The sequence below is a fragment of the Paraburkholderia sp. SIMBA_030 genome (assembly GCF_046535245.1).
Taxonomy (GTDB): Bacteria; Pseudomonadota; Gammaproteobacteria; order Burkholderiales; family Burkholderiaceae; genus Paraburkholderia.
In genome coordinates this window covers 81466-98737 of record NZ_JAWRXB010000009.1, presented here as the reverse complement: position 1 = coordinate 98737, position 17272 = coordinate 81466, and the positions used below count along the sequence as shown (strand labels likewise).

General features: G+C 63.6%; 19 protein-coding genes. 10 read left to right on the top strand and 9 right to left on the bottom strand.

Annotation, left to right across the window (positions count from 1 at the left end; translation table 11 throughout):
* The first annotated feature begins 51 nt into the window (after positions 1-51).
* A complete protein-coding gene (locus SB772_RS17075; RefSeq protein WP_410834409.1) occupies positions 52-900 on the top strand; it encodes a sugar phosphate isomerase/epimerase family protein in 849 nt (282 codons plus the stop codon).
* A gap of 261 nt (positions 901-1161) precedes the next feature.
* Here SB772_RS17075 and rng read toward each other — a convergent pair whose 3' ends face one another.
* The 6 genes from rng to hemF all read right to left on the bottom strand — a co-directional run bounded on the left by rng (position 1162) and on the right by hemF (position 6114).
* The gene (gene rng, locus SB772_RS17070) at positions 1162-2631 is read right to left on the bottom strand and encodes a ribonuclease G (RefSeq protein WP_410834408.1); all 1470 of its coding nucleotides are present in this window, start codon (positions 2629-2631) and stop codon (positions 1162-1164) included.
* A 9-nt stretch (positions 2632-2640) separates the two neighbouring features.
* Positions 2641-3270, bottom strand: a complete 630-nt coding sequence (locus SB772_RS17065; RefSeq protein ID WP_410834407.1) for a Maf family protein — start codon at positions 3268-3270, stop codon at positions 2641-2643.
* Positions 3271-3410: 140 nt separating this feature from the next.
* Positions 3411-3881 (bottom strand): 23S rRNA (pseudouridine(1915)-N(3))-methyltransferase RlmH, encoded by a 471-nt coding sequence (rlmH, locus tag SB772_RS17060; protein ID WP_063495252.1) that lies wholly within the window; start codon positions 3879-3881, stop codon positions 3411-3413.
* A gap of 79 nt (positions 3882-3960) precedes the next feature.
* Positions 3961-4419 carry a ribosome silencing factor gene (rsfS, locus tag SB772_RS17055; protein ID WP_410834406.1) on the bottom strand — a complete coding sequence of 153 codons (459 nt, stop codon included), beginning with the start codon at positions 4417-4419 and terminating at the stop codon, positions 3961-3963.
* Between the two features lie 4 nt (positions 4420-4423).
* Positions 4424-5140: a nicotinate-nucleotide adenylyltransferase gene (locus tag SB772_RS17050; RefSeq protein WP_410834584.1), complete on the bottom strand. Its 717-nt coding sequence runs from the start codon at positions 5138-5140 to the stop codon at positions 4424-4426.
* 50 nt (positions 5141-5190) lie between these two features.
* The gene (gene hemF, locus SB772_RS17045; protein WP_410834405.1) at positions 5191-6114 is read right to left on the bottom strand and encodes an oxygen-dependent coproporphyrinogen oxidase; all 924 of its coding nucleotides are present in this window, start codon (positions 6112-6114) and stop codon (positions 5191-5193) included.
* Here hemF and SB772_RS17040 point away from each other — a divergent pair.
* Complete coding sequence (locus tag SB772_RS17040) at positions 6113-6268, top strand: hypothetical protein (RefSeq protein ID WP_410834404.1); 156 nt, start codon at positions 6113-6115, stop codon at positions 6266-6268. The genes hemF and SB772_RS17040 overlap by 2 nt on opposite strands.
* A 53-nt stretch (positions 6269-6321) precedes the next feature.
* On the opposite strand, the gene purD is transcribed toward SB772_RS17040, so the two are convergent.
* The 3 genes from purD to upp all read right to left on the bottom strand — a co-directional run bounded on the left by purD (position 6322) and on the right by upp (position 9664).
* Positions 6322-7620 carry a phosphoribosylamine--glycine ligase gene (gene purD, locus SB772_RS17035; RefSeq protein WP_410834403.1) on the bottom strand — a complete coding sequence of 433 codons (1299 nt, stop codon included), beginning with the start codon at positions 7618-7620 and terminating at the stop codon, positions 6322-6324.
* A 229-nt stretch (positions 7621-7849) separates the two neighbouring features.
* On the bottom strand, positions 7850-8578 hold the full coding sequence (locus SB772_RS17030) for a YebC/PmpR family DNA-binding transcriptional regulator (protein WP_410834402.1): 729 nt from the start codon (positions 8576-8578) through the stop codon (positions 7850-7852).
* 435 nt (positions 8579-9013) lie between these two features.
* Positions 9014-9664, bottom strand: a complete 651-nt coding sequence (upp, locus tag SB772_RS17025; protein WP_410834401.1) for a uracil phosphoribosyltransferase — start codon at positions 9662-9664, stop codon at positions 9014-9016.
* A 225-nt stretch (positions 9665-9889) separates the two neighbouring features.
* On the opposite strand from upp, the gene SB772_RS17020 reads away from it, so the two are divergent.
* From SB772_RS17020 to kdpC, 8 genes are all read left to right on the top strand, one after another.
* Positions 9890-10669, top strand: a complete 780-nt coding sequence (locus SB772_RS17020) for an SDR family oxidoreductase (protein ID WP_410834400.1) — start codon at positions 9890-9892, stop codon at positions 10667-10669.
* 61 nt (positions 10670-10730) lie between these two features.
* Complete coding sequence (locus SB772_RS17015) at positions 10731-11120, top strand: methylglyoxal synthase (RefSeq protein ID WP_410834399.1); 390 nt, start codon at positions 10731-10733, stop codon at positions 11118-11120.
* 54 nt (positions 11121-11174) lie between these two features.
* Positions 11175-12149 (top strand): quinone oxidoreductase family protein, encoded by a 975-nt coding sequence (locus SB772_RS17010; RefSeq protein ID WP_410834583.1) that lies wholly within the window; start codon positions 11175-11177, stop codon positions 12147-12149.
* A 254-nt stretch (positions 12150-12403) separates the two neighbouring features.
* Positions 12404-12517 carry a potassium ABC transporter ATPase gene (locus tag SB772_RS17005; RefSeq protein WP_410834398.1) on the top strand — a complete coding sequence of 38 codons (114 nt, stop codon included), beginning with the start codon at positions 12404-12406 and terminating at the stop codon, positions 12515-12517.
* Positions 12514-12606: a K(+)-transporting ATPase subunit F gene (gene kdpF, locus SB772_RS17000; RefSeq protein ID WP_007583461.1), complete on the top strand. Its 93-nt coding sequence runs from the start codon at positions 12514-12516 to the stop codon at positions 12604-12606. The genes SB772_RS17005 and kdpF overlap by 4 nt, the downstream gene beginning before the upstream one ends.
* Positions 12603-14408 (top strand): potassium-transporting ATPase subunit KdpA, encoded by a 1806-nt coding sequence (gene kdpA / locus SB772_RS16995; RefSeq protein WP_410834397.1) that lies wholly within the window; start codon positions 12603-12605, stop codon positions 14406-14408. Before kdpF ends, kdpA begins: the two co-directional genes overlap by 4 nt.
* A gap of 67 nt (positions 14409-14475) precedes the next feature.
* Entirely contained in the window at positions 14476-16587 is a 2112-nt protein-coding gene (gene kdpB / locus SB772_RS16990) for a potassium-transporting ATPase subunit KdpB (protein WP_410834396.1), read from the top strand.
* 40 nt (positions 16588-16627) lie between these two features.
* Positions 16628-17209 (top strand): potassium-transporting ATPase subunit KdpC, encoded by a 582-nt coding sequence (gene kdpC / locus SB772_RS16985; protein WP_410834395.1) that lies wholly within the window; start codon positions 16628-16630, stop codon positions 17207-17209.
* Positions 17210-17272: the final 63 nt, after the last annotated feature.

Genomic DNA, 17272 nt, shown 5'->3' with positions numbered 1-17272 from the left:
CGAAAACGCGCTTTCGGCGTGACGGGATGTGGGTAACCGGTTGAGAAAGACATGGACTCTTTGCAGGGAAGGCTGGACCGTTGCGCGATCAATACGGCAACGCTGGGACATCGCGAGCCGTTGCATACGACGATCGATCGCATCGCAAGGGCGGGCTTTGGCGGCATCGCCCCGTGGCGACACGAAGTCGAGGCTGCGGATGTCGCACAGATCGCGAGGCAGATTCGCGCACTCGAACTCAAGGTGACGGGCTATTGCCGCTCGACCTGTTTCCCGGCACCGACGGCAGAGGAGCGGGCGGCAAACATCGGCTCGAATGTTCGAGCGCTCGCTGGTGCGGCCGAGCTGGGTGCGGAGTGCTTCGTCATGGTCGTCGGCGGATTGCCTGCCGGAAGTCACGACCTGTCGGCCGCCCGCGAGATGGTCTCAGATGGAATCGCGGCGTTGATGATCGAAGCGAAGAAAGTCGGCGTGCGACTCGCGGTCGAACCGCTCCATCCCATGTATGCGGCCGAGCGCTCGGTGATCAACACAGTCGGACAGGCGCTGGACCTGTGCCGGCAACTCGACCCGAAAAACGACGCCCTCGGCATTGCGGTCGATGTCTATCACTGCTGGTGGGACCCGCAACTTGCAGAGTCGGTTGCCGCAGCCGGGAAAGAGGCACGGATCGCCGCCTATCACGTGTCCGACTGGCTGACGCCGACCACGGACATGCTTCTGGATCGCGGAATGATGGGCGATGGGGTGATCGACCTGAAGGAGACGCGACGCCTGGTCGAAGCAGCGGGATATGTCGGCATGACCGAAGTGGAAATCTTCTCCAGGGACCTGTGGTGGAAAGCACCCCCGGACGAGATTCTCCGGTGCTGTGCCGATCGACTGCAAAGCGTCTGCTGAATTCTGGTGCTGCAGGGCTTGACTTAGGTCTGCGTCCGAATACCTCCGTCAAGTACTGCAGCCAGTTCGCCGGCCTGAATGCGGAGGCGATGTACAGCTTGGTGGCAGCACTGGCGCAAGCAGAATATAGGGTTGACGGCGTCTTACACTTGCAACGGCCTGTCGCTCGATGCCGACGTCAAGCAGAACAGCGATTCGTAACTATATGAATCTAAAAATTTTAACGTTCTATTGCTGGATCCTTGACGGCTTTCTGCGGCACTACATCAGCACAATGTCGTACTGCTCCTGGCTCAAATTCGACTCCACCTGCAACGACACCGGCTTGCCGATGAAATCGATCAGCATCGCCAGATGCTGTGACTCTTCTTCAAGAAACAGATCGATCACCTGCTGCGACGCCACCACGCGAAACTCTCTTGGATTGAACTGCCGCGACTCGCGCAGAATCTCGCGCAGCACGTCGTAGCACACCGTACGCGGCGTCTTGACCTGTCCTTTGCCCTGGCAAACCGGGCAGGGCTCGCACAACACATGGGCGAGCGATTCGCGCGTGCGTTTGCGCGTCATCTCCACCAGTCCAAGCTGCGAGAAACCGTTGACCGTCACGCGTGTGCGATCGCGCGACAACGCCTTCTTCAATTCGCCGAGCACCTGCTCCCGATGCTCGACGTTTTCCATATCGATGAAGTCGATGATGATCACGCCGCCCAGGTTGCGCAGCCGCAATTGCCGCGCGATCGTGTGCGCGGCTTCGAGGTTGGTCTTGAAGATCGTATCGTCGAAGTTGCGCGCGCCGACGTAACCGCCGGTGTTCACGTCGATGGTGGTCATCGCTTCGGTCTGGTCGATCACCAGATAGCCGCCGGACTTCAGTTCGACGCGGCGTGACAATGCGCGCTGAATCTCCGCCTCGATGTTGTACAGATCGAAGAGCGGCCGCTCGCCGGTGTAGTGATGCAGCTTCGACGACACCGCCGGCGTGAACTCCGCCGCGAAGTCGGCGAGCATCTGGTAAGTCTCGCGCGAGTCGACCTGAATGCGCGAGGTTTCATCGTTGACGAAATCGCGCAGCACGCGTTGCGCGAGATTCAGATCCTGGTACAGGAGGCTGGTAGGCGGCATGCGCTGGCCTTGCGACAGAATCGTCGCCCACGTCTTGCGCAGATACGCGACGTCGCCGGCCAGTTCTTCGCTGGTGGCATCTTCGGCGATGGTGCGCACGATGTAGCCGCCTTTCTCATCGGCGGGCAGCACGGCGGTCAAACGTGCGCGCACCGCTTCGCGTTCGGCTTCGCTCTCGATCTTCTGCGAAATGCCGATATGCGGTTCCTGCGGCAGATACACCAGCGTGCGCCCGGCGATGCTCACTTGCGTGGACAGCCGCGCGCCCTTGGTGCCGATCGGATCTTTGACGACCTGGACCATCAGCGTCTGGCCTTCGAACACGATCTTTTCGATCGGCTGATGCGGCGTCTGATGCTGCGGTTCGCCGGCAATGCGCGGATGCCAGATATCGGCTACGTGCAGAAATGCGGCGCGTTCCAGACCGATGTCGATGAAGGCGGATTGCATGCCCGGCAACACGCGCACGACCTTGCCGAGATAGACATTGCCGACGCGGCCGCGTGACAGTGTGCGTTCGACGTGAAGTTCCTGGACGGCGCCTTGCTGGACGAGCGCGACGCGCGTTTCCTGCGGCGTGACATTGATCAGGATTTCTTCATTCATGAGGTTATTTTAGAAGTCGATGCGCGCTGCACGCAGAAGGGCAGCGGTTTCAAAAAGCGGCAAACCCATGATACCTGAATAGGACCCGTCGATATGCTCGATAAACTCGGCGGCGCGTCCCTGCACGCCATATGCGCCCGCCTTGCCGAGCGGCTCGCCGCTCGCGGCATAGCGGCGCACCGCGTCGGCGTGCAGTGCAGCAAAGCGTACCTTCGACACCGATAGCGCGGCGGGTAGCAACATGCCCTCCGCGTCGACCACGGCAACGGCCGTCAGTACTTCATGATCGCGGCCGGCGAGGCGCGTGAGCATCGCGAATGCGTCGTCGGCGTCGATGGGTTTGCCGAGGATCGCGTCGTCGATCGTGACGGTTGTGTCTGCAACCAGGATCGGCCGCGCGGCATGCTCGCCGGCCACCAGGCGCGCGCGTGCAGCGTGTGCTTTGGCGATACAGACGCGCTGCACGTAGTTGCGCGCACGCTCGCCGGGCTGCTCGGCTTCGAGTGCTTCGGCATCTTCATCGGGGCGCGGCAGCAGCAGCTCGAAGCGCACGCCGAGTTGTTGCAACAACTCCTGGCGGCGCGGACTTTGAGAGGCAAGGTAGACGAACGGGTGCAGTGAGGCGGCAGGCGTTGGCATGAACAGGTCTCGATGAAGCGAATGGCATGAACGCGCGATGCGCTCGCCGTTCATGCGCCAATGAACGCGCCGACAAGCCGACAAGCGCAGCAGCAGGCAACGAGACTGGAAACGCGCGATCTGTCAGCAGCCTCGTTCGCTCACGCGCGGTGATAGGGGTGATTTTGCGTGATGGTCCACGCGCGGTAAAGCTGTTCGGCGAGCAGCACACGGACCATCGCGTGCGGCAGCGTCAGGCTCGAGACACGCAGCAGCATATCGGCACGTGCTTTCAGATCGGGATCGAGCCCGTCGGCGCCGCCGATCAGAAACGCCACGTCGCGGCCGTCCTGCTGCCAGCCGGGCAGGGCGCCGGCAAGCTGCATGGTGGTCCAATCTTTGCCGCGTTCATCGAGCGCGACGATGCGCGCGTTCTTCGGCAACGCGGCTTCGATCTTCTGCCGCTCGGCGGCCATCACGCTTTCCGCAGGCCGCCCCGACGAACGCTGCTCGGGCTTGATCTCGCGCAGCTCGATGCGCAGCTCGGGCGGCATGCGCTTCGCGTATTCGTCGAAGCCGGTAGCGATCCAGTCCGGCATCTTGTGGCCGACGGCGAGGATGTGCAGTTTCATCACGGATGTAATCACGGATGTAATCACGGATGCAATGGCGGATGTAATCTCGGACTACGCAACGTGCCAGCCAAAGCGCTTAACGGCGGCGTGCCGGCGCCTTGCGTGCGGGCTTTGCCGCCGGTGCTTCGTCTTCGTCCTCGTCCTCTTCGCCGAGCGGTTCGCTTGCGTGCGCGCCGCCGAACGGGTTCGGCGCCGACAGCTTGAGGCGCACCGGCTTGTCGCCCCAGATTTCTTCGAGGTTGTAGTACTGGCGCAGCGCCGGTTGCAGGATGTGCACGATGGCGTCGCCGCAATCGACCAGCACCCATTCGCCGATGTCCTCGCCCTCAGTACTGACGATGTCGCCGCCGGCTTCCTTGACGTTCTCCCGCACGCTGGAGGCGAGCGCTTTGGTCTGGCGGTTCGAGGTGCCGCTCGCGACGATCACGCGATCGAACAGGGCGGTCAGGTGGCTGGTGTTGAACACCTTGATGTCTTGCGCTTTCACGTCTTCGAGAGCGTCGACGATCACGCGTTGCAGTTTGCGAATATCCATGGGGTTACCGGTGGTACAGATGATGTTGAAGAATATAGTCCCGCACCGCGGTGGGGACATGGCTCGCGGCCTGTTCCTGCTGTTCGCCGCCCATGTGGGCGAGCCGTTGGGTCACCTGTTCGCGCAGATGCGCGCGAATGTCGGTGGCCGAGACGTCGAACGCAAGCGTCGTATCGATCAGCAAGTGGCCGCAAGGCGTGGCTTGCAGAACGTCGGCGCGGGCACGGCGCGCGTCGATTTCCCGGGCGACCACGGGCGGAATCGACGCGAGGTCGAAACCGGGACGCGTGGCTGCGCAGATGTGCGCGAAGTCGAACAGGCGCCGCCAGTCGCGCCATGTGTCGAGATGCACCAGTTGATCCGCGCCGATCAGCAGCGCAATCGACGCCGCCGGACCTTCGCGTTCACGCCAGCGTTGCAGCGTGTCGATCGTGTAAGTCGGGCCGTCGCGATCGATTTCGTCGGTCGCGACGCGCACCGTGACGCCCGGCAGCACCAATGCGCTTGCCGCGGCGCGCGTCATCGCCAGCCGGTGAACGGCCGCCGACACGTCCGATTTCTGCCACGGCTGGCCGGCCGGCAGCAGCACCAGTTCGGTCAGTTGCAGCACGTCGGCGAAACGCCGCGCGAGCGCGAGATGGCCGTCGTGGATCGGATCGAAAGTGCCGCCGAGCAATCCGATCCGGTGAGGCAGGGCGACAGGATGAGCGTTCGGCTTCAGGTGAAGATCCTTTGTCGTGACGATTCAGGTGCGGTGCGGGCACGAGTCCGTCACACCCACTCGCGCGGCACGAGAAAATCGCTGTAAAGGCGCGCTTCCGGCGTGCCCGGCTCGGGTTGCCAGTTGTAGCGCCAGTTCACCACAGGCGGCATCGATATCAGAATCGATTCGGTGCGTCCGCCGCTCTGCAGCCCGAACAGTGTGCCACGGTCGAAGACCAGATTGAACTCGACGTAGCGGCCGCGCCGGTACGCCTGGAAATCGCGCTCGGCCTGGCCGTACGGAATGTTGCGGCGCTTTTCGATGATCGGCATGTACGCTTTGAGGAATGCATCGCCGACGCTTTTCAGCATCGCGAACGATTGATCGAAGCCCGGCGCCGAAAAATCGTCGAAGAAAATCCCGCCGATGCCGCGCGGTTCGTTGCGGTGCTTGAGGAAGAAATACTCGTCGCACCAGCGCTTGAAACGCGGGTAGAGGTCCGCGCCATAAGGCTGCAGCGCGTCGCGGCAGACACGATGAAAATGCTGCGCGTCTTCTTCATAACCGTAGTACGGCGTCAGATCCATGCCGCCGCCGAACCAGAACACCGGCTCTTCGCCCGCTTTGGTCGCGATCAGCAGACGCACGTTCATATGCACGGTCGGGCAGTGCGGATTGTGCGGGTGCAGCACGAGCGACACACCCATCGCTTCGAAGCCGCGGCCCGCCAGTTGCGGACGCGCCGCGCTCGCCGAGCCGGGCAAGGCGTCGCCGGTGACGTCCGAGAAACCGATGCCGGCGCGCTCGAAGAACTTGCCGCCTTCGAGGATCCGCGTGCAGCCGCCGCCGCGCAGCTTTTCGCCGGGGGCGCGTTGCCATGTGTCGGTGGCGAACGGCGTGCCGTCGAACGCGCCGAGCGTGTCCGCGATATGCGTTTGCAAGCCTTGCAGCCAGCTACGCACGGCTTGTGCGTCATAGCTCGAATCGGTCATGAGTGCAGGTGCTGAGGGCGGCACGCTGGTCGCGCCGCGGGTTCTTCGTGAAGGGCGGCCGGCGTTCTTCGGGGCGTCCGGAGAAAGCGCGGCGGTGCGGTTGCTCGCGTGCCAGGCGCCCGCATCGCGCCGCGGGCGCCGGAACAGCCGCTGAAAACCCGCAGTGTAGCGCCGATGGCGCCAACTGCGGGCGAGCGGGGTTGTGGCTTAGTGCTTGCCTTCGGTCCTGGTGTCGTGCTTGCGATTCAACGCACGGTAGCCGATGTCGCGGCGATACTGCATGCCGTCGAACGAGATCTGGTTGATCGTCTCGTACGCGACCGACTGCGCGCTGCGCACCGAATCAGCCAGACCGACCACACACAGCACGCGGCCGCCCGAAGTGGTCAGCTTGCCGTCGGTGAGCGTGGTGCCGGCGTGGAACGTGACCGAATCCACGGTTTCGGCCGGGATGTCGCTGATCCGGTCGCCCTTGCGCGGCGTGTCCGGATAGTTGTACGCGGCCAGCACCACGCCGAGCGCGGTACGGCGGTCCCATTCCAGTTCGATCGTATCGAGCGTGCCGGCGATTGCCTGCTCGACTACTTTCGAGAAGTCGCCCTTTAAACGCGCCATGATCGGCTGCGTTTCCGGGTCGCCCATGCGGCAGTTGAATTCGAGCGTTTTCGGGTTGCCTTGCGCGTCGATCATCAGGCCCGCATACAGGAAGCCGGTGAAGCGGATGCCTTCCTTCTCCATGCCGCGCACGGTCGGCAGGATGATTTCGCGCATCACGCGCGCATGCAGTTGCGGCGTGACGATCGGCGCGGGCGAATAAGCGCCCATGCCGCCCGTGTTCGGACCCCGGTCGCTATCGAGCAGACGCTTGTGGTCCTGGCTCGAGGCGAGCGGCAGCACATGCTTGCCGTCCACCATTACGATGAAGCTCGCTTCTTCGCCGGCGAGGAATTCCTCGATCACGACGCGCGCGCCCGCATCGCCGAGCTTGTTGTCCGACAGCATCATGTCGACCGCGGCGTGCGCTTCTTGCAGCGTTTGCGCGACCACCACGCCCTTGCCTGCGGCCAGGCCGTCGGCCTTGATGACGATCGGCGCACCCTTGGCGTCGAGATACGCGTGCGCGGCGGCGACGTCGGCGAAGGTTTCGTATTCGGCGGTCGGGATCGCGTGGCGCTTCATGAACGCCTTGGCAAAATCCTTCGAGCTTTCGAGTTGCGCGGCTTCCCTGCTCGGCCCGAAAATCTTCAGGCCGCGCGAGCGGAACAGGTTGACGATACCCGCGGCGAGCGGCCCTTCCGGCCCGACCAGCGTGAAGGCGATCTGTTCTTTCTCGACAAAATCGGCGAGCGCGGCCGGCTCGGTGATGTCGATATTGCGCAGACGCTCGTCCTGGGCGGTGCCGCCGTTGCCGGGCGCAACGTAGACGAGCTGGACCCGCGGCGATTGCGCGAGCTTCCATGCGAGCGCATGTTCGCGACCGCCGGAACCGACGACGAGTAACTTCATGTGAATTCCCGAGACTTAAAAACCATAAACGGCTGACGCAATGCGCTCAGCCGTGGAATAACAGCGAGGCTCGCTTTGGGCCTGCAGCCAGGTGGCGGCGCAGGGCCGGTAGCGAACCCGGCTCGAAGCGGTGCCGCAAGGGCACCAGCAAGCGCCCGCTCAGCAGCAACGCGAGGGACACCCGGCGGCGTGGCGCGGTTCGATGCGAATCCGCGCCGCCGGGGCACGCTCATTCGTCGGCGATCGCGGCGTTTGTATAGACTTCCTGCACGTCGTCCAGATTCTCCAGCGCGTCGAGCAGCTTCTGCATTTTCACGGCGTCCTCGCCGGTGAATTCGACTTCCGTCTGAGGTTTCATAGTCACCTCGGCGAGTTCCGCCTTGAAGCCCGCGGCTTCGAGCGCGGTTTTCACCTTCGGGAAATCGTTCGGCGGGCACAGCACTTCGATACTGCCGTCTTCGTTCGTGACGACGTCCTCGGCGCCGGCTTCGAGCGCGGCTTCCATCAGCTTGTCTTCCGGCGTGCCGGGTGCGAACAGGAACTGGCCGACGTGGTCGAACATGAACGATACCGAGCCGTCCGTGCCCATGTTGCCGCCGTTCTTCGAGAACGCGTGACGCACTTCCGCCACTGTGCGCGTGCGGTTGTCGGTCATCGTATCCACGATCACCGCCGCGCCACCGATGCCGTAGCCTTCGTAGCGGATTTCTTCATAGCTTGCGCCGTCTACGCCGCCCACGCCACGCTGGATCGCGCGGTTGACGTTATCTTTCGGCATGTTGGCGTCGTAAGCCTTTTCGACGGCGAGCCGCAGACGCGGATTCGAGTCGATATCGCCTCCGCCCATGCGGGCCGCAACCTGAATTTCCTTGATGAGCCGCGTCCAGACCTTGCCGCGCTTGGCGTCGGCCGCTGCTTTCTTATGCTTGATGTTGGCCCATTTCGAATGACCCGCCATACCTTTCTCCATCGCGCGCGCCAGCGGGGCGCACGCATAGTGCAATTGTCGTTGCGATTCCAGGCGCTTGCGAACGCGCGCCTCGATGTCAGACGGTTCAGCTTGCTTAAACGCCCGGTGATACCCGGTTATGCCCGCTACGGCCGCCCAGTTGGGTCCCGCTTATGTCCCGGTTTGTCCATTACGCCCGGCTAGCGAGACCGAAGTTGCAGCGCGGTTGGGACGGGGCGGTGCGGCCAGCGGGTTGAAAATACCTCACCGGTTCCGGCAAGCCCCGCGTCAAGGCGCGATGCGCCAGGGTTGTGCAAGTTGAGCCGCTCTCTGAGCGGATGCGAATTTTATCATGCCGCTGGGGTGCGGCAGGGGGCAGAGACGTGGGAAAGTGCGCGGCGGCGGCGTTTTCCGCACGCCGCCCGCGCTCTTTTCAAGCCGCTTTCAGTTTTTCGTACCGAACAGGCGATCGCCGGCGTCGCCGAGACCCGGCACGATGTACGCGTGCTCGTTCAGATGCGAATCGAGCGACGCGACGTACAGTTTGACGTCCGGGTGGGCGTTCTGAAACACCTGCACGCCTTCTGGCGCGGCCACCAGCGCGAGGAACAGAATGTTCTCGCCGGCCACGTTGCGGCGCTTGAGCACGTCCACCGCGTGCACGGCCGAATAGCCGGTCGCGACCATCGGATCGCACAGAATGAACACGCGGTCTTCCAGGTCCGGCAAGCGCACCAGATATTCGACCGGGCGATGATCTTCGGCGCGATACACGCCAATGTGGCCGACACGCGCGGACGGCACCAGTTCCAGCAATCCGTCCGACATGCCGATACCGGCGCGCAGCACCGGCACGATCGCCAGTTTCTTGCCGGCGATCACCGGCGCGTCGATCTCGACCAGCGGCGTGGTGATGCGGCGCGTGGTCATCGGCAGGTTGCGGGTGATTTCGTAGCCCATCAGCAGCGTGATTTCGCGCAGCAATTCGCGGAACGTGCGGGTGGAGGTGTCCCGGTCGCGCATGTGCGACAGCTTGTGCTGGATCAGCGGGTGATCGAGGATGAAGAGATTGGGAAAACGGCTGTCCTGGGTCATGGCGAGGGCGCGCAAGCGGCGGCAAGAGGGATCGGAGATCGGGTCGGCGGCTCTCGCCGGGCGGAAATCCGGCCAGCGGGCACGCTACGGCTGCAAGTTTACCGAAAGAGTGCAGCCGGAAGATACCGGAGATTGCAACCACCTGGCGCAGTCCGGCACCGATTCTTCTAGAATCGGGGGAAACTTTGCAACCAGCGGCGAAGACGTCGCCACAAGGACACGCACATGGACATGGGAATCGCAGGACGCACCGCGCTGGTTTGCGCGGCCAGCAAGGGATTGGGGCGCGGCTGCGCGGAAGCGCTCGCCGCCGAAGGCGTCAACCTGACGATCGTCGCGCGCACCGCCGAGGTGCTGGAGGCGACCGCCGCCGAGATCCGCAAGCTAAGCGGCGTCGAGGTCAAGGCGGTGGCGTGCGACATCACCACGCCCGAGGGCCGGGCGGCGGCGCTCGCCGCCTGTCCGCAACCGGACATTCTGGTCAACAACGCAGGCGGTCCGCCGCCGGGCGACTTCCGCAACTTCACGCACGAAGACTGGATCCGCGCGCTCGAGAGCAACATGCTGACGCCGATCGAACTGATCCGCGCGACCATCGACGGGATGAGCGCGCGCGGCTATGGGCGCATCGTCAACATCACGAGTTCGGCGGTGAAGGCGCCGATCGACGTGCTGGGTTTGTCGAACGGCGCGCGCTCGGGGCTGACCGGCTTTGTCGCGGGACTCGCGCGCAAGGTGGCGCCGACGGGCGTGACGATCAACAACCTGCTGCCGGGCCTGTTCGATACCGACCGCATCGCGACCACGGTCGCGGCGCAGGCCACGGCGCAAAACATCTCCGTCGACGAAGCGCGCAAGCAGCGCATGAAGTCGATTCCCGCCGGCCGTTTCGGCAATCGCGACGAATTCGGCCGCGCCTGCGCGTTCCTGTGCAGCGTGCATGCCGGCTACATCACCGGCCAGAACTGGCTGCTCGACGGCGGCGCTTATCCGGGCACGTTCTGACTAACCCGCTGTCATCATCACTACAACAACGACAATCACAACGGTTCAGGAGTCTTACGTCATGACCACCCGCATTGCGTTGATCGCGCACGATCACAAGAAGGACGACATCGTCAAACTGGCCGGCGAATACGTCGATACGCTCAGGCGCTGCGAGATTGTCGCGACCGGCACGACCGGCACGCGCATCGGCGACACGCACGGCCTGGCGGTCGAGCGCATGTTGTCCGGCCCGCATGGCGGCGACTTGCAGATCGGCGCGCAACTTGCCGAAGGGCGCGTGGACATGGTGATTTTTCTGCGCGACCCGATGACGCCGCAGCCGCACGAACCGGACATCAACGCACTCGTACGTGCGTGCGACGTGCACAACATTCCCTGCGCCACCAATATTTCGACCGCGCGGATGATTCTCGACGTGCTGACCTTGCGTCTCACGCAGCAGGTTTGAACGCGCGCTTGCTTCACGATCAGGATCAAACTCAACCATAAGCAGGGAGACATGATGGTCAAAGCGATTCGATTCGATAAAACCGGCGGCCCGGAGGTGATGAAATGGGTCGACGTCGAAGTGGGGGAGCCGGGTGCGGGCGAGATCCGCATCAAGCAGAATGCGGTCGGCCTGAACTACATCGACGTGTATTTCCGCACGGGCCTGTATCCGCTGCCTTTGCCGGGCGGCCTCGGCATGGAAGCGGCCGGTGTGGTGACGGCGCTCGGGCCGGGCGTGACCGGTCTCAAAGCAGGCGATCGTGTTGCGTACGTCGCGCGTCCGCCTGGGGCGTATACGCAGGAGCGCGTGCTGCCGGCGGCGCAGGTCGTCAAGGTGCCGGACGCGCTGAGCGACGAGCAGGCGGCATCCGTCATGCTGCAAGGGCTGACCGCGCAATACCTGCTGCGCCGCACGTATCCGGTGAAGGCCGGCGACACGATTCTGATCCAGGCCGCGGCGGGCGGCGTCGGCTTGCTGGTTTGCCAGTGGGCGAAGGCGCTCGGCGCGACGGTGATCGGCACGGTCGGTTCCGATGAAAAGGCCGAGATAGCCAGGGCGCACGGCTGCGACCACGCGATCGTCTACACGCGTGAGAACTTCACCAAACGCGTGCGCGAGATCACCAACGGCGCGGGCGTGCCGGTGGTCTACGACTCGATCGGTAAAGACACGTTTACGGCGTCGCTCGATTGCCTCGCGCCGCTTGGCATGTTCGTGAGCTTCGGCAATGCATCGGGGCCGTTGCCGCCGATCGATTCGTCGGAATTCGCCGGGCGCGGTTCGCTGTTCTTCACGCGCCCGACGCTCTTCACCTATATCGGCAAGCGCCACGATTACGATGCGATGGCTGCCGAACTGTTCGACGTATTGGTGTCGGGCAAGGTGAAGACGAGCATCAATCAGCGCTATGCGCTTGCGGATGTCGGCCAGGCGCACGCCGCTCTCGAAGGCCGCCGCACGACAGGGTCGACGATTCTGCTGCCGTAAGCGTCATGACTTAAGCGCGGTAGCGCCGCCGATATAAAAAACCGCGCTGCTTTTACGCGTGCGGCAGCGGGCCGCGAGACTTGCGTCAAAACCCGCTATCCCAACGCACACCGGCATAAGGCCGTTCCGCTTCACGGTGGAACGGCCTTTTCCGTTTACGCGATTTTTACGCGCGCCCCGACATCTTTGACCAGGCCTTTACGCGGTTCGGCATAACGTTCGATCTATCCAAAGTCCGTGTATGGAGAACAAAGATGGATGTGCTGTATGTCGGGGGGCTGGTGTTGTTTTTCGCGCTGACCTTTGCATTGATCGCCGGCTGCGAGAAGCTGATGCAGTTCCGCCGTGGCCATGGAGCGCGCTCGTGAACTGGATCCTCTGGTTATCAGGCGCGGCCACCGCGCTGCTGTTCGCTTACCTCGTTTATGCGCTGCTGCGCGCGGAGGACATTGAATGAACTCGAACAATGTCCTGCAAGCGGGGCTTTTCATCGTCGTGCTGCTGGCTGCCGCGGTGCCGATGTCCCGCTACCTGAGCGGCGTGATGGACGGCAGTTCGCGCGTGGTCCGTTTCGGCGGTCCGATCGAGCGGCTGTTGTATCGCATCGCGGGCGTCGATCCGTCGACGGAAATGGGCTGGAAGCACTACGCCATCGCCACGATCGCGTTCAACGCGCTCGGCACGCTGTTCCTTTACGTGCTGTTGCGCGTGCAAGGCTGGCTGCCGGGCAATCCGCAGCAGTTCGGCCCGATGACGGTCGACGGCGCGTTCAATACGGCGGTCAGTTTCGTGACCAATACGAACTGGCAGGATTACACGCCTGAACAGACTGTCGGCTATCTGACGCAGATGCTCGGCTTCACCGTCCAGAACTTCTTCTCCGCAGCTACCGGGATCGTGGTCGTGATCGCGCTGATTCGCGGCTTCGCGCGTCACACCGCGCAAACCATCGGCAACTTCTGGGTCGATCTCACGCGTGTGACGCTCTATGTGTTGCTGCCGATGGCGGCGATCATCGCTGCGTTGCTGATGAGCCAGGGTGTGATCCAGAACTTCAAGTCGTATCAGGACGTACCGACGCTGCAAACCACGACGTACGCCGCACCGAAGCTCGATGCCCAAGGCAATCCGATGAAGGACGCCAAGGGCAATCCGGTGACGGTCGATACGCCGGTGAAGACGCAGACCATCGCGATGGGCCCGGTCGCCTCACAGGAAGCGATCAAGATGCTCGGCACCAACGGCGGCGGTTTCTTTAACGGCAACTCGGCGCATCCGTACGAAAACCCGACGCCGTTCTCGAACTTCCTGCAGATCTTCTCGATCCTGCTCATTCCCGCCGCCCTGGCCCTCGTGTTCGGCCGGATGATCGCGGACCGCAAGCAGGGCGTGGCCGTGCTCGCGGCGATGACGATCGCGTTCGGCGTGTGCGTGTTCGGCGAGATCGGCGCGGAACAGGCGGGCAACCCGGCGTTCGCCGCGTTGCACGTCGACCAATCGGCGAATGCGTTGCAGTCGGGCGGTAATGCGGAAGGCAAGGAAACGCGCTTCGGTATCGCGCAGTCGGGCATCTTCACGGTGGCGACCACGGCGGCTTCGTGCGGCGCGGTGACCAACACGCACGACTCGCTCACGCCGATCGGCGGCCTCTATCCGATGCTGCTGATGCAGCTCGGCGAAGTGATCTTCGGCGGCGTGGGTTCCGGTATGTACGGGATGCTCGTGTTCGCGTTGCTGGCCGTGTTCGTGGCGGGCCTGATGATCGGCCGCACGCCTGAATACGTCGGCAAGAAGATCGAAGCGTACGAGATGAAGATGGTGTCGATCGTCGTGCTGCTCACGCCGCTGCTGGTGCTGGTCGGCACCTCGATCGCGGTGCTGACCGAGGCGGGCAAGGCGGGTATTGCCAACCCGGGGGCACACGGTTTCTCCGAAATTCTCTACGCGTTCAGTTCGGCCGCGAACAACAACGGCAGCGCCTTCGCCGGTCTGACTGTGAGCACACCGTTCTACAACTGGCTCACGGCTATCGCGATGTGGTTCGGCCGCTTCGGCACGATCATCCCGGTGCTGGCGATCGCCGGTTCCCTCGCCGCGAAGAAACGCATCGGCGTGACCGGCGGCACGCTGCCGACTCATGGCCCGCTGTTCGTCGTGTTGTTGCTCGGCACGGTGCTGCTGGTCGGCGCGCTGACTTATGTGCCCGCGCTCGCGCTCGGTCCTGGTGTCGAACATCTGATGATGATGGGCGCCCATTGAGGCGGCCCTTGCGAACCAGCGAGCAAACAGGCTCAAGGCACGCGATAACGGGAAATTCGAGGATTCAATGACTGAACATAATGCAACCAGGTCCATGTTCGACCCGGCGCTGCTGCGCCCGGCGATCGTGGACTCCTTCAAAAAGCTCACGCCGCGCACGCAGTTCCGTAATCCGGTGATGTTCTGCGTGTACGTCGGCAGCATTCTGACGACCATTCTCTGGATCGCCGCGCTCGGCGGCGAGGCGGAGGCGCCCGCGGGCTTCATTCTCGCGGTCACCTTGTGGCTGTGGTTCACGGTGTTGTTCGCGAACTTCGCGGAAGCGCTTGCCGAAGGCCGTTCGAAGGCTCAGGCGGCGTCGCTGCGCAGCGCGAAGAAAGACGTGATGGCCAAGAAGCTCAACGAGCCGCATCCGAAGTCGCCGATCCGCATTATGACGGCGTCCGATCTGCGCAAAGGCGACGTCGTACTGGTCGAAACCGGCGACGTGATTCCGGCCGACGGCGAAGTGATCGACGGTGTCGCGTCGGTCGACGAATCGGCGATCACGGGCGAGTCCGCGCCGGTGATCCGCGAGTCGGGCGGCGATTTTTCGTCGGTGACGGGCGGCACGCGGGTGCTGTCGGACTGGATCGTCGTGCGTGTGACAGCGAATCCGGGCGAGGCATTCCTCGACCGCATGATCGCGATGGTCGAGGGCGCGAAGCGTCAGAAAACGCCGAACGAAATCGCGCTGACGATTCTGCTGGTCGCGTTGACGATCGTGATGCTGCTGGCGACCGCCACGCTGCTGCCGTTCTCGATGTTTTCGGTCGAAGCCGCGAAAGCCGGACATGTGGTCACGATTACCGCGCTGGTCGCGCTGCTGGTGTGTCTGATTCCGACCACCATCGGCGGGCTCCTGTCGGCGATCGGCGTGGCGGGCATGAGCCGGATGATGCAGGCCAACGTGATCGCCACGTCGGGCCGCGCCGTGGAAGCGGCCGGCGACGTCGACGTGCTGTTGCTCGACAAGACCGGCACGATCACGCTCGGCAACCGCCAGGCATCGCAGTTCGTGCCGGCGCCCGGTCTGACCGAAGAAGCGCTTGCCGATGCCGCGCAGCTTTCGTCGCTCGCCGACGAAACGCCGGAAGGCCGCAGCATCGTCGTGCTGGCTAAACAACGCTTCAATATCCGCCAGCGCGACATGGCGTCGCTGCACGCAGTATTCCTCGGCTTCACCGCACAAACGCGGATGAGCGGCGTCGATCTGTCGCCCAAGGGGACTTCCTCCGGGGCGCCTGGACGCGAGATTCGCAAGGGCGCAGCCGATGCAGTGAAGAATTACGTCGAAGCCCATGGCGGCCGCTTCCCGACGGAAGTCAGCAATGCGGTTACTGAAGTCGCCCGTCGCGGCAGCACGCCGCTGGTGGTCGCCGAAAAAGACGAGCAGGGCGCGCGCGTGCTCGGCGTGATCGAACTGAAGGACGTGGTCAAGGGCGGTATCAAGGAACGCTTCGCCGAATTGCGCAAGATGGGTATCAAAACCATCATGGTGACCGGCGACAACCGTCTGACGGCGGCGGCGATTGCTGCGGAAGCGGGGGTCGACGATTTCCTCGCCGAAGCCACGCCGGAAGCCAAGCTCTCGACGATCCGCGCGCACCAGGCCGAAGGGCGGCTGGTCGCGATGACCGGCGACGGCACCAACGACGCCCCGGCGCTCGCGCAGGCCGACGTCGCGGTGGCGATGAACACCGGCACGCAGGCGGCAAAGGAAGCCGGCAACATGGTCGACCTCGATTCGAATCCGACCAAGCTGATCGAGATCGTCGAGATCGGCAAGCAGATGCTGATGACGCGCGGCTCGCTCACGACCTTCTCGATCGCCAACGACGTCGCCAAGTACTTCGCGATCATTCCGGCTGCGTTCGCGACGACCTATCCGGCACTGAACGCGCTGAACGTGATGCATCTGGCGACGCCGGCTTCCGCGATCATGTCGGCGGTGATCTTCAATGCGCTGATCATCGTGCTGCTGATTCCGCTGGCGCTCAAAGGCGTGCGTTATCGCGCGCTCGGCGCCGCGATCCTGCTGCGCCGCAATCTGCTGATCTACGGTCTGGGCGGGATCATCGTGCCGTTCATCGGCATCAAGCTGATCGATATGGTGCTGGCCGCGTTCGGCTGGGTTTGAGAAGCGCGTGTCGCAAAGCCATTAAAAGGAATCGCCAATCATGAAAAATCTGTTCCGTCCGTTGATCGTGATCTTCGCGGTGCTGGCCGCCGTGACCGGACTTGCCTACCCCGCCGTGATGACCGCTGTCGGCCAGGCGGCCTTCCACGATCAGGCCAACGGCAGCTTGCTCGAGCAGGACGGCAAGGTGGTCGGCTCGAAGCTGATCGGCCAGCAGTTCGACGCGCCGCAGTACTTCTGGGGACGTTTGTCCGCGACCAGCCCGATGCCGTACAACGCGACCAACTCGGGCGGCTCGAACCTCGGGCCGACCAACCCGGCGCTGACCGATGAAGTCAAAGGCCGCATCGACGCGTTGAAGGCCGCCGGCACGGATATGTCGAAGCCGGTGCCGGTCGATCTGGTGACGTCCTCAGGCAGCGGTCTCGATCCGGAGATCAGCCCGGCGGCCGCTGCGTATCAGATCGAGCGCGTGGCGAAAGTGCGCAAGCTTGCGCCGAACGACGTGCAGGCGCTGGTCGAGCGTTATACGAGCGGCCGCCAGTTCGGCATTCTGGGCGAGGCGCGCGTGAATGTGCTGCAACTGAACCTGGCGCTGGATCAGATGAAGAAACAAGGTTGAACGCTGCTGTTCGCAAAGGCGGCGTCCGCGTGACGCCGCCTTTGCCATTTGTCGCGGCGCCGA